Source organism: Amycolatopsis sp. NBC_01286, from assembly GCF_035982555.1.
Taxonomy (GTDB): domain Bacteria; phylum Actinomycetota; class Actinomycetes; order Mycobacteriales; family Pseudonocardiaceae; genus Amycolatopsis.
The window spans coordinates 2,308,801-2,321,672 of sequence record NZ_CP108428.1 but is presented as its reverse complement, the minus strand read 5'-3'; the positions used below and the strand labels follow the sequence as shown (position 1 = coordinate 2,321,672).

Annotated in this window: 8 protein-coding genes; 5 read left to right on the top strand and 3 right to left on the bottom strand. The window is 73.1% G+C overall.

The window, feature by feature from the left end; genetic code table 11:
• Window positions 1–14: 14 nt before the first annotated feature.
• Window positions 15–1,922: a TNT domain-containing protein gene (locus tag OG570_RS11295; protein WP_326956458.1), complete on the top strand. Its 1,908-nt coding sequence runs from the start codon at window positions 15–17 to the stop codon at window positions 1,920–1,922.
• Here OG570_RS11295 and OG570_RS11290 read toward each other — a convergent pair whose 3' ends face one another.
• From OG570_RS11290 to OG570_RS11280, 3 genes are all read right to left on the bottom strand, one after another.
• Complete coding sequence (locus OG570_RS11290) at window positions 1,923–2,774, bottom strand: class I SAM-dependent methyltransferase (RefSeq protein ID WP_326945416.1); 852 nt, start codon at window positions 2,772–2,774, stop codon at window positions 1,923–1,925.
• Window positions 2,775–2,786: 12 nt separating this feature from the next.
• Window positions 2,787–4,121 carry a sensor histidine kinase gene (locus tag OG570_RS11285; protein ID WP_247059618.1) on the bottom strand — a complete coding sequence of 445 codons (1,335 nt, stop codon included), beginning with the start codon at window positions 4,119–4,121 and terminating at the stop codon, window positions 2,787–2,789.
• 101 nt (window positions 4,122–4,222) lie between these two features.
• A complete protein-coding gene (locus OG570_RS11280) occupies window positions 4,223–5,665 on the bottom strand; it encodes a CCA tRNA nucleotidyltransferase (RefSeq protein WP_326956457.1) in 1,443 nt (480 codons plus the stop codon).
• Between the two features lie 99 nt (window positions 5,666–5,764).
• Between OG570_RS11280 and OG570_RS11275 the strand changes: the two genes are divergently transcribed.
• The 4 genes from OG570_RS11275 to OG570_RS11260 all read left to right on the top strand — a co-directional run bounded on the left by OG570_RS11275 (window position 5,765) and on the right by OG570_RS11260 (window position 12,865).
• A complete protein-coding gene (locus OG570_RS11275; protein WP_247059621.1) occupies window positions 5,765–6,307 on the top strand; it encodes an NUDIX hydrolase in 543 nt (180 codons plus the stop codon).
• On the top strand, window positions 6,304–8,457 hold the full coding sequence (locus OG570_RS11270) for a DUF6049 family protein (RefSeq protein WP_326956456.1): 2,154 nt from the start codon (window positions 6,304–6,306) through the stop codon (window positions 8,455–8,457). Before OG570_RS11275 ends, OG570_RS11270 begins: the two co-directional genes overlap by 4 nt.
• An 864-nt stretch (window positions 8,458–9,321) precedes the next feature.
• Window positions 9,322–11,193, top strand: coding sequence for a murein biosynthesis integral membrane protein MurJ (gene murJ / locus OG570_RS11265; RefSeq protein ID WP_326951721.1), 1,872 nt, complete (start codon window positions 9,322–9,324; stop codon window positions 11,191–11,193).
• A gap of 79 nt (window positions 11,194–11,272) precedes the next feature.
• Complete coding sequence (locus OG570_RS11260) at window positions 11,273–12,865, top strand: protein kinase family protein (protein ID WP_442788265.1); 1,593 nt, start codon at window positions 11,273–11,275, stop codon at window positions 12,863–12,865.
• Window positions 12,866–12,872 lie beyond the last annotated feature (7 nt).

The window sequence follows — 12,872 nt, the reverse complement described above, 5'->3', positions numbered from 1 at the left end:
GGGGAGGACGAAACGTGCGTTACCGGGTCGAGGTCGCCGAACGCCCGGACGGCCTGTACGCCGCGTGGGGTGAGGGGACCTTCCGCGCGCAACGCTCCACCACGGACGGCACGGTGCTGCTGTCCGTGCTGCCGGACGACGAAGCACCCGACGGCTTCGACAAGGAGCAGGACGGCCGTCCGGCGCGGGTGGTGCCGGCGAGCGAGGTGCCGTCGACGTTCACGCTGCGCACCTTCTGCGAGTACGACGACGAGGTCTTCGAGGTCGCTCCGGGCGAGCGGCCCGAGCTGACGCTGCGCTGGGTCCGCGACGACGCCGCGCGCGCGGCCCAGCTGGGCTTGACCGACTTCTCGGTGACCGTGCCGGCGAAGCGCGTCCAGTCGATCTGGCAGGCGCGGCAGGACTTCACCGAAGCGCCGGACGCGCGCCCGAAGCCGGGCGACGGCGACCAGAACGCGCTGCTGCGGGCCATCGGACGGACGCTGCTGCACACGGTGCCGGGCGGCTGGGCGCGTGTCGGCGCGCAGTTCCGGCAGGTCGGCGACTACGCCGAGATCGAGCTGCGCGCGGTCGGCGACGAGGACGGCCCGGTTTCGGTCTCGCTGCCCGCCGTCCCGCGCCTCGGCGGGCTCTTCGCGCGGCTGCGCGCGTCGATGTACCAGCCCGAGTCGGGGACGTGGTTCCAGGGAACGTTCACGCTCGACTCGGCCTCGCAGTTCGACTTCGACTTCGACGCCGACCGCGAGCCCGAGTGGCGGGTCCCGCCGAACGACGGCGGCCGGCCGTCGACCGCGGCCTACGAGCTGGAGCTGGCGACGTTCCCGCGGTCGGCGAAGCACCTGCCGTCGTGGCTCACCGCGCGTGCCGGGCTCCCGCTCGACCTGACCTTCCGGCTCGCCAGGGCGGCCGACTCGCACGCCGAGGGCGAACGCCCGGTCGTCAACCGGCCACCGGTGCCGCCGGACCAGGTCCGCGGGGTGCTCGACTACCTGTTCCGGGCGCCGGTCGCGCTGCACCGGCCCACGCCGCTGCCGGACATCTTCGGGGTGCCGGGCGCGAAGCCGGAGGTGCCGAACGCATTCCACACCGACGGCACCTGGATCTGGCCCGCCGCCGTGCCGCACTACCTGCGCAAGTACGGGGTGCCGCCGGAGCCGGAGCTGGTCGAGCACGTCCGGGCGGCCGGGTTCCGCCCGCCGTTCGTCGGCGAGCTCGTCCGGGCGACGGCGGAGGCGGAGGTCGCCGGGCACCCGCGGCCGCCGCAGACGGCCGCGGACCTGCCCGACGACCGCGCGCTCACCCGCGTCGCCCAGGGCGAGCAGGTGCGGAACCTGAAGGGCGCGGAGACGCTGGAGCTGCTCCAGCAGCGGCTCGCCGAGCACGGCGTACCGGCCGCGACCTACCGGATCGGCGCGAACGAGGTGCCGGCCGAAGGCGTCTGGACGCTGCGCCGGGCCGAGAACGGCTGGGAGGTCTCCCGGCCGCCCGCCGACGAGCCGGTGGCGTTCACCTCCCTCGGTGACGCGGCCCGGTTCCTGCTCGGCGTGCTTCTGATGCTGCCGGCGCGCCCGGCGGAGGAGTCCGACCAGCCCGCCGACTGGCCGATCCTGCCGATGCGCGGCGAACCGCCGTTGAACTTCTACCGCGGCAAGCGCCTGATCGTCCTGCCGCCGGGCACGCAGGTCGTCCGGTTCGGCAACGAGACCGGCAACCTGCTGCACGCCGACGCGACGCGGTTCGTCGAGACGTCGCTGGCGTTCGAGCGCGAGCGGGAGAAGCGGCAGTACCGGGTGCTGCGGTCCATCCGCGTGTTGACCGGCGTCACCGCGCCGTGGAGCGGGATGCCGGGCGGTGCGGTCGCGTACCTGCTGCCGCGGCCGATCGCCCAGCACCTCGAGACGGGCTCCCTGAGCCGGGTGTGATCAGGAAGCCGTGATCAGGACGGCGGGCGACCACCAGTAGTCGGCGAGCGGTTCGACGCCGACGTCGGTGAAGCCCGCCGTCTTCAGCTGCTCGACCCAGGCCGCGGCCGGGTGCTCCCAGTTCGTCCGCTCCGGCCCGGCGACCAGGCCGAGCAGCACCGGCAGCAGGAAACCCTGCGCAACGAGCGAAGCGTCTTCGCCGTACTCCGCGACGCCACGCTCGTAGCGCTCGACGAGCGAGCGCAGGTGCTCCGGCGAGCCTTCGGTGAACTCCGGTACGTCGAACTCGGCGAGCACCAGCGTCCCGGCGCGCAGCTGGATCGCGCGCAGCACCTCCGCGCGCTGCTCCGGCTCGATGGACTGCAGCGCGAACGTCGACTGGACGAAGTCCCAGCCGAGGTCGTCGCGGGCCAGGAACTCCTGCGCGGTCGACTGCCAGCACTGGGCCGCCGGCACCCGCTCGTGGACGCCTTCGAGCAGCGCGGCCGACGGCTCGACCAGGTCGATCCGGCTCGGCACGTGCGTCGCCTGCTCCAGCGCGGGCACGACGGCCAGGCCGTCACCGCAGCCGAGGTCGAGCAGCGACTCCGGCTTCCCGGCGTCGTAGCGGGCCGCGAGCTCGGCGCTCAGCGCCCGGTAGAGGCCCACGTTGCCGCCGCCGCGGATGAACGCCGTGAACGCGCTCGGCGCGTCGTACACCGGCGCGGAGCCGTCGCCGGCGAGGTAGGTCCGCAGCTCGTCGGCCAGTGAGGAGCCGTCGCGGCCGGCTTGGCCGGCGAGGTCGGTGGCCTGCTCGCGGTCACCGGCGCGGTAGGCGGCGAGGGCGTCGGCGAGCAGCTCGATCGAGGTCATGCCAAGGAGATATCAGAAGGGGACCCAGAGCGTTACCCGAGTGCCCCCGCCGGGGCTGGATTCCACCAGGGACGTCCCGCCGACCTCGGCCAGCCGCGCGGTGATCGACTCGCTGATGCCGAAGCCCGCCGGGCGGTCGGCCGGGCTGAAGCCGGTGCCGTGGTCGCGGGTGATGACCGCGATCCCGCCGTCGCGCGCCTCGACGCGCACGACGACGCGGTCGGTGCCGGAGTGCTTCATCGTGTTCCGCAGGGCCTCGCGAACGGCGTCGCGGATGGCGATCTGCCGGACCTCGGACAGCGTGTCGTCGTCCAGCTCGGCCACCACGAGCTGGGCGCGCAGCCCGTCACGCGCCATCTCGGCGGCGAGCGTGGCGAGCTTCTCACCCAGCGGCCGCGCGCCGGCCTCGGCGCGTTCCGACGCCGCCGACTCGATCTCCTGGCGGATCTCCATCGCCTGCGCCCGGGCGAGCCGCTGGATCTCGACCAGCCGCTCCTGCGGGTTCGTGGTGCCGGACAGCGCCATCGCCTCGAGGGTCTGCAGCACGGTGTCGTGCAGCATCCGGTGCTGCTGGGCGCGCTCGGCGAGCCGGCCGTTGCGGGTGCCGTAGGCCAGCGCCAGCCGGGTGCCGAGCCCGGTGAGCACCAGCCCGGCGGTGGCCAGGAACATCAGCGCGAGCAGCGCGGAGTACGTCGAGAACGCGGCGTCGACGTGGAACTGGCCGGTGTTCAGCCAGTTGGCCAGCATCCGCAGCGGGAAGCTGATCAGCGCGAAGACCAGGCCGGCCGGGACGCCGAGGGCGAGCGTCAGCAGCCCGGCCTCGCCGAAGAGGTGGACGCTGCTGACCGCGAGCGCGTCGAAGTACGCCTCCCGCGGCACGGTCAGCGCGAGGACCAGCGGCGAGAGCACGGTGAACGCGATGTCGACGGCGAGCAGCTTGCCCGCGTCGCGGCCGTGGAACGGCGCCGAGCGGAGCATCCAGCGGAAGCCGACGACGTTCAGCACGACCGAGAGCAGCGTGAACACACCGACCGGCAGCAACCCGGTCGTCCCGTGCTCGATCACGTGGACGCCGAACTGGCCCGGCACGGCGAGCAGCCGGTAGGCGAGCGGGATGAGCACGACGTACCGGGTGGCGCGCAGCAGCAGGCCGTCGCGCTGGGCCGGGTCGATCGGGCCGGCCATCTTCGAGATCCGCTTCAGCGCGTGGATCGGGGTCGGGTCGCCGATCTCCTCCGACAGCTCGCTGGTGGCCGTCGCGATGGCCGGCGCACCCTGCCGCAGGAGCGCCACGAAGAAGCTCCCGCCGCCCACCGCTTTCGGCGAGTCGGGCGCTTCAGTGGACATCGCGCAGACAACTCCCTGGTCACATCGGTGAGCCGAGGTCCGGAGTATCCCCAATCCGTGGCGCCGAGGTCCAGCGTTCTACGGAATTCACCGAAGTTTGGTCAGGAGTTGCCGATTCCCTCCGCACTCGCCCACTTCTTCAACTCCGCCACGGCGTCGTCGTGCTCCAGCGGCCCGCGGTCCAGCCGCAGCTCCTTGAGGAACTTCCACGCCTTGCCGACGTCCGGCCCCGGCCGGAGGCCGAGCAGCTCCATGATCTGCTCGCCGTTGAGGTCCGGCCGCACGCGGTCGAGGTCCTCCTTGGCCTTGAGCGCGGTGATCCGGGCCTCGAGGTCGTCGTAGGTTGCCTGCAGCGCGGCCGCCTTCTTGCGGTTGCGCGTGGTGCAGTCGGCGCGGACGAGCTTGTGCAGCCGGCTCAGCAGCGGGCCGGCGTCGGTGACGTACCGGCGGACCGCCGAGTCCGTCCACTCGCCCTTGCCGTAGCCGTGGAACCGCAGGTGGAGGAACACGAGCTGGGAGACGTCGTCGATGATCTCCTTGGAGAACTTCAGCGCCCGCAAACGTTTGCGGGCCATCCGCGCGCCGACCACCTCGTGGTGGTGGAAGCTCACGCCGCCGCCGGCCTGAAACTCCCGCGTCGCCGGCTTGCCGACGTCGTGCAGCAGCGCCGCCAGCCGCAGGATCAGGTCGGGCTCCGACGTCGGTTCGTGCGAGGACTCCAGGTCGATCGCCTGGGCCAGCACGGTCAGCGAGTGCTGGTAGACGTCCTTGTGCTGGTGGTGCTCGTCGATCGCCAGCCGCATCCCGGGCACCTCGGGCAGCACCCGCTCGGCCAGCCCGGTGTCGACCAGCAGCTCCAGGCCCGGCTGCGGGTCGGCCGCCAGCAGCAGCTTCGCCAGCTCGGCCTGCACCCGCTCGGCGGTGATCCGGTCGATCTCCTCGGCCATCGACGTCATCGCGTCGATCACCCGCGGCGCGGCGGTGAAGCCGAGCTGGGCGGCGAAGCGCGCGGCCCGCAGCATCCGCAGCGGGTCGTCGGCGAACGACTCCTGCGGCGTCGCGGGCGTGTCGAGCACCCGCTCGGCCAGCGCGTGCAGCCCGTCGTGCGGGTCGATGAACGTCTTGGACGCGAGCTCGATGGCCATCGCGTTCACCGTGAAGTCGCGGCGCAGGAGGTCGCCCTCGATGGTGTCGCCGAAGGTGACCTCGGGGTTGCGGCCGACGCGGTCGTAGGTGTCCGCGCGGAACGTGGTGATCTCGAGCTGCATGCCCTTCTTCGTCACGCCGACCGTGCCGAAGGCGATCCCGACGTCCCAGACGGCGTCGCCCCAGTCGCTGACGATCTTGAGCACGCGGTCCGGCCGCGCGTCCGTCGTGAAGTCGAGGTCGCCGGAGGGCCGGTCGAGCAGCGCGTCGCGCACGCTGCCACCGACGAGGTACAGCCGGTGACCGGACCTGGCGAACCTTTCCGCCAGCTCTTCCGCCAGGGGCGGGACCTGCATCCGCTCCACCACCGCGTTCTGCTTGGCGACCACGTCGTTCACGGAAAACCCACTACTTTCGGGTGCGATTACTACAGGCACCACCGGACAGGACACGGAGAGCCAGCCTACCGGGGCAACCGTTTGCTCTAGCATCGCAGCATGTCTGGATCAGCCGGCCGCCCCGGCGCCTCGAAGCCGCGGAGGCGGCGGAGGCGGCAGCGCGGCAGGCGCCTGACCACGGTCGACGAGACGTCGGCCGGTGGCCTCGTGCTGGACGCGGCGCGCGAACAGGCGGCGCTGATCGGCCGGCTCGACCGGCACGGCAGACTGCTCTGGTCGCTGCCCAAGGGCCACATCGAGGACGGTGAGACAGTGGAACAGACGGCCGTGCGCGAGGTGAAGGAGGAGACCGGCATCTCCGCGCGGGTCCTGCGGCCACTGGGGACCATCGACTACTGGTTCGTCGCCGAGAAGCGGCGGATCCACAAGACCGTGCACCACTTCCTGCTCGAAGCGCTCGGCGGTGAGCTGTCCGACGAAGACGTCGAGGTCACCGAGGTGGCCTGGGTCCCGCTGGCCGAGCTGGAGACCAAACTCGCGTATTCCGACGAGCGGAAGCTCGTCCGGAAAGCCAAGGAACTTTTAGCGCGCCCGGACGTCCACGGACGAGACGAGCACGCCCCTGAGGGAGCCCCCGAGTGAAGCGGTTCGCCGCAGCCTTCCTTTCCGTCCTCTTCCTGGCCGTCCCCGCCCTGGCCGGCGCCACGGTGGCCCACGCGGAAGAGGGCGCCCGCCTGCGCGTGGAGCTCGACGAGCTCAACCCGCGGGTGATCACCGGCTCGACGACGACGCTGACCGTCGCCGGCAGCGTCACCAACACCGGCGACCGCAAGGTCAACCGGCCGCAGGTGCGGCTGCAGGTCGGCGAGCGGCAGACGACCGAACGCGGGATCGGCGAGGTCCTGTCGGGCGCGGTCATCAAGGACAGCCCGCTGACGGACTTCACCGCCGTCGCCGACGCGCTGGAGCCCGGGCAGACCGCGCCGCTGAACATCTCGGTGACCCTGACCGGCCAGCGCGCGGCGCAGTTCGGCAAGCCCGGCGTCTACCCGCTGCTGGTGAACGTCAACGGCACGCCCGAGTTCGGCGGGCCGGCCCGGCTGGGCGCGGTCAGCATGCTGATGCCGGTGCTGGCCGGCCCGGGCAAGCAGGCGACGCACGCGTCCGGCGCGCCGAGCATGACGCTGCTCTGGCCGCTGACCAGCAGCGTCCCGCACGTCTACGCGGCGCCGCTCGGCGGCAGGCCGGTGCTGGCCGACGACCGCCTGGCCGACGAGATCGGCCCGGACGGCCGGCTGAACGCGCTGGTCACGGCCGCGCACACGGCCGTGCAGGGCGACTCGAACCTGGCCAGGTCGATGTGTTTCGCACTCGACCCGGATCTGCTGGCGACCGTCGACGCGATGAGCCGCGGCTACCAGGTGCACACCGACGCCGGGAACGTCGACGGCAAGGGCGCAGGGACCGCGCAGACGTGGCTGGCCGCGCTGCGCTCGCTGGTCGGCAGCCGGTGCGTGGTGGCCCTGCCCTTCGCCGACGCCGACCTGAACGCCGTCTCGCGGATCCGCCCGGGCGACCCCGCGCTGGTCACCAAGGCGGCTTCCGGCGCGGCCGTGATCCAGCAGCTGACCGGCGCCACGCCGCAGACCGGCGTGCTCTGGCCGGACGGCACGCCGGGCGACGCCGTCCTCACCGCGCTGTCGCAGGCCGGGATCCGCACGGTGCTCACCGACGCCGGCAAGCTCGCGCCCGCCGCGGCCGGCGGCGGCGTCACCGTGCAGGGCAGCACCGTCCGCGCGCAGCCGACCGACTCGCTCGTCTCCTCGGCCATGACGGGCGTGCCGACCGTGCCCGACTCGGTCACCATGCCGGCCACCACCGAAGCGGCCGTCGCGAGCCAGAACGGCCTCGGCGCGCTCGCCTTCCGCGCCGGCCTCGGCCTGCCCGCCGGGCAGCAGCGGCCGGACCACCTGCTGGTCGCGCCGCCGCGCCGCTGGGCCGCCCCGGCCGCCGAGCTCACCGCGTACCTGCTGCAGGTCGGCAACTACCTCGACGCCGGGCTCGTCACGGCGACCTCGCTCCCGACGCTGCTGGCCGCCGACCCGGAGGGCTCCGGCCCGGTCGGCGACGGCGGCCAGGACCCGGCCGCGGCGGCCGACCCCGCCCTCGTCTCGACGCTGTCGACCCTCGACGACAAGACCACCGGCCTGGCCGCCGCGATGCAGCTGGATCCCACCAAACGGGTGAAACCGGACGACGTCGTCGCGCCGGTCCGGCTGGCCGAGCTGCGGGGCGCGTCGACCGCGTGGCGGGGCCTGCCCGCCGACGCGGCGACCGCGAACGCGCGCGCCGACCTGGCCGCGATCAGCGAGCAGGTGTCCGTCTCGCAGCCGAAGCAGACGATCGCGCTGGCCTCGGGCAACTCGCCGCTGCCGGTGTACGTCAGCAACGACCTGCCGGTCGGGATCAACGCCCGGTTCGTCCTGACCAACAACACCGGCCTGCGCTCCGACGACGCCAAGGCCTGGTTCTTCCCGGCGGGCGGCGGCAAGAACTACTTCCTGCCCGTCGAGGCGCTGCGGGCCGGCCGGTTCAGCGTGGATGTGTCGTTGCGCACCCCCACGGATACCCCGCTCGGGTCATCCGCGCGGTTCGAACTGACGTCCACGGAGTACGGCGCGATCACCATCATCGCGACCGTCGCCGCAGGTGCGGCCCTGCTTCTGCTCGCCTCCCGGCGCATCTACCGGCGGGTGAAGGACGCGAAGGCCGGCCGGGACGCAGTGGACTGATCTCTCGGCCTTCGAGTGTTCCGGGCGGTTCCCGATTACCCTGGGTCCGCACGTGCGCGGCGAACGGGCCGCGGCACCGGGGACCGAGCACTGAGGATTGGGCACGCGTTGGAGAGAGAGCCGGGCTTACCCCCCGAGCGTGCGAGTCGTCCTCGGCGCGAAGGCGCCCCGCCCCCGCAGCGGGGAGACGGGCCGCCACGAGCGGCGCAACCGGGCCGCCGGCAGCCGCCGCCGAAGCAGCAGCCGCCTCCGCCTCCGGAGCGCGGCCGCCGTCAGCCGCCCCGCAACGGCCAGACCCGCCAGATGCCCCGCGAGGACCAGCCGGTCCGCGAGGGGCGTCCGCCGCGCGACGACCGGCCGGTCCGCGAAGGCCGCCCGCCGCGTGACGAACCACGCGACGGCCGTCCGCCCCGGGACGACCGCGCCCTGCGCGAGGAACCGCGCGAGGGGCGCCCGGCCCGCGGCAAGCCGCCGGTCCAGGACGACCGCCAGCGCCCGCCACGGGACGACCGGCCGGTCCACGACGAGCGCCCGGTCCGCGAGCGTCCGCCGCGCGACGACCACCCGCCGCGGGACGACCGGCCGCCGCGCCGCGTCCCGCCGCCGCAGGGCCCGCCCCCGCAGGGGCCACCGCCCCAGCCGCCGCGTGGTGGGCAACCGCCGCGCGCCGCCGCCGGTCCGGCGCCCACCCGCGTCCAGCCGGTGCCGCCGCTACCGCCGCAGAACCCGCCGGGCCCGCCGCCACCGCAGGGCCCGCCGTCGCACCAGGGGCGGCTGCCGCAGCCGGCCCCGCCGGTGACGCCGCCGGTCGCCGTACCGCCGGCGACCCCGCCGCCAGGCACGCCGGCCGCGGGCAACCCGGCCATGGGCACCCCGCCCCCGGGCATCCCGGTGCCGCCGCGCGGCCGCGCGCCCCGCCGTCCGGCGCCGGTCCGGCCGTGGCAGGAGGAGGCCCAGCGGCCCGTCGACCCGGAGGCGACGCGGTTCATCCCGCGCACCGCCGGCGTCCCGATGGCCTCCCGCTGGCCGGTCGCCGACCCCGACGTCATGCGGCCCTACGACGCCCTGGCCACCCAGGTCATGCCGGCGATCAAGACGCCGCTCGTCAAGCCGGTCGAACCCGGCACGGAGGCCGCGGCCCCGGCGAAGGCGCCGTCGCTCGCGAAGGCGTCCGGCCGGATGGCCATCGCGTCGCTGATCAGCCGGATCACCGGCTTCCTGTGGAAGCTGCTGCTGGTCGGCGCGATCGGCCAGGGCATCGCGAACGACTCGTTCAACGTCGCGAACACGATGCCGAACATCATCTTCGAGCTGCTGATGGGTGGCGTGCTCGCCAGCGTGGTGGTGCCGCTGCTGGTGCGCGCGCAGGACGAGCCCGACGGCGGCGCGGCCTACACCCAGCGGCTGATCACGGTCGCGTTCTCGCTGCTGCTGGTCGGCACGGCGGTCGCGGTCGTCGCGGCGCCGGCGTTCACGAGCCTCTACGTCGACGGTTCCGGCAAGGCCAGCTCCGGGCTGACCACGGCGTTCGCCTACCTGCTGCTGCCGGAGATCTTCTTCTACGGCGTGTTCGCGCTGCTCTCGGCGGTGCTGAACGCCAAGCAGATCTTCGGGCCGACGGCCTGGGCACCGGTGATCAACAACCTGGTGGTCATCTTCACGATCATGGTCGTCTGGGTCATGCCGGGCGACATCGACACCGCGCACCCGTCGCTCACCGACCCGAAGGTGCTGACGCTGGGCATCGGCGTCACCGCCGGCATCGTCGCCCAGGCGATCCTGCTGGTCCCGCCGCTGCTGCGGTCGGGGTTCCGGTTCAAGTGGCGCTGGGGCTTCGACAAGCAGATGAAGGAGTTCGGCGGTCTCGCGCTCTGGATCCTCGGCTACGTCGCGGTCAGCCAGATCGGCTACACGATCAACACCCGCGTCCTGACCAGCGGTTCTCCCGGCGGTGTGACGGCGTACAGCAACGCGTGGCTGCTCTTCCAGCTGCCGTACGGCGTCATCGGCGTCTCGCTGCTGACGGCGATCATGCCGCGGATGAGCCGCGCGGCCGCCGACGGCGACCACAAGAAGCTGATCGGCGACCTGTCCTACGCGTCGCGGATCTCGACGGTGATGCTCGTGCCGATCTCCGCGGTGATGACCGTGGTCGGCGGCTCGATCGGCATCGCGCTGTTCACGTTCGGCAAGGGCACGGTCGAGACCGCCGAGCGGCTCGGCGACGCGCTGGCCATCTCGGCGTTCGCGCTGCTGCCGTACGCGTTGGTCATGCTCCAGATGCGGGTGTTCTACGCGATGAAGGACGCGCGGACGCCGACGCTGATCATGATCGTGATGACGCTGGTCAAGGTGCCGCTGCTGTACCTGTGCCCGGTGCTGCTGACGCCGGACAACGTCGTGCTGGGCGTCATGATGGTCAACGCGCTGACGTTCGTCGTCGGCGCGATCCTCGGCCAGGTGTGGCTCTGGGTGACGCTGGGCAACCTGCGGAGCAAGCGCATCATCGGCGTGATCCTGTTCACGGTCGTGGCGAGCGGGCTCGGGGTGGCCGCGGCGTGGGTCGTGGGCAAGGTCGTCCCGGACTCGTTCGGGCCGACTTTCGGGGCCTGGGTGAAGCTTCTGCTGCAAAGCGTCGTCGGCATCGTGGTCTCGTTCGGCGTCCTGATGGCGCTCAAGGTGGAGGAGCTGCAGCCGGCCACGAGCAGGTTCACCCGGTTGATCAAGCGGGGGTAACGATTCCGGTACGGCTGCCTACGACTCCCGCGTCGTATTCTGGGTACCCTCGACGCGGGGAGCTAACGGGAGAGTGCGGGTGGATACGAGGCGCAGCGAACAGGCAGGGGGTGCGAACCACGTGGGCAAGGCCCAGGTCGGATCGCTGGCCCCCGGACGTGTGGTCGGCGACGGCCGCTACCGCCTCCTCGCACAGTTCGGCGTGGACGAGCGGGGTGACGCGCACCTGTGGCGCGCGCGGGACGGCCAGCTGAAGCGGGACGTCGCGCTGACCCTGCTGGTCGGCGACCCGGCGGACCCGGAAGCCGCGCGGCTCGCGCGGCGCACCCTCGAACGCGCGACGCACGCGTCGAAGTTCGGCCACGGCGGCGTCGCCCGCGTGCTCGACGTGCTCGCGCTCGGCAGCGGCATCACGTCGAGCGAGGGCCTGCTCGGCGTCGTCGTCGCGGAATGGACCAAGGGCAGCGATCTGGTCGACCTCGTCGCGCAGCGCCCGGTGGCGCCCGGTGCGGCGGCCCGGATGGTGCAGGCGCTGGCCGAAGCGGTCGAGCAGGCCCACCAGAACGGGCTGGTCCTCGGCCTCGACCACCCCCAGCGGCTCCGGCTGACGCCGAACGGCGCGCTGAAGCTCGCGTTCCCCGGCCCGCTGCCGGAGGCGACGCTGCGCGACGACGTCAAGGCGCTCGGCGCGGTGCTGTACCTGCTGCTCACCGGCCGCTGGGCGCTGCCCGGCGGCCCGCCCGCCATCCCGGCGGCGCCGCTGAACCCGCAGGGCCGGATCGTCCCCCCGCGCCAGCTCATCCCGACCGTGCCCGCCGACCTGTCGTCGCTGGCCGTCCGCACGATCGAGGACGGCGGCAACGGCGGCATCCGCACCAGCGCGGCCATCCTCCGCATGCTCGAGCAGGTGGCCGAGGAGGAAGAGCGCACCCAGCTGATCAAGGCCGTCGGCGGTGACCCGGCCGCCGAGACCGAGGGCACCGTCTGGACCACGAAGAAGCCGGTCAAGGACGTCGCCCGGCGGCGCAAGCTCGCGCTCGGCGTCACCGTGCTGGTGGTCGCCACGGTCGTCATCCTCGCCTGGGGCGGGCTGATGCTGATCAACGTCTTCCAGGGCGACTCGAAGGCGACCGGGCCGACGATCAACGTCGCGGCGCCGCCCGCGTCGAGCCAGCCGGCCGGGCAGCCGCCGGCGTCGAGCCAGCCCGCGCCCCCGCCGTCGCCGACGGTCGGTGCCGCGGTGGCCCCGCAGGCGATCGCCGTCTACAACCCGGACGGCAAGGGCGACAACACCGCCCGGGCGCGGTACGCGACCGACGGCAAGCCCGAGACGGCCTGGCGGACCGAGAAGTACAAGCAGCAGTTCCCCGTCATCAAGTCGGGCGTCGGGCTGGTCGTCACCTTCAAGGACCCGATCAACCTGAGCCAGGTCAAGGTCTCCGGGGGCACCGCGGGCACCAAGGTCGAGATCCGCTCGGCGACCGAGAAGAACCCGGACCTGGCCGACACGAAGGTGGTCGGCAACGGCGACCTGCAGGACGGCGACACGACGATCCCGCTGGCTCAGCCCACCCAGGGTGAGTACTTCATCGTCTGGATCACCCAGCTGGGCGGCCAGGACGGCCAGTTCCTGACCCAGATCGCGGACCTGTCCTTCCTGCCTGCGGGGTGACGCACCC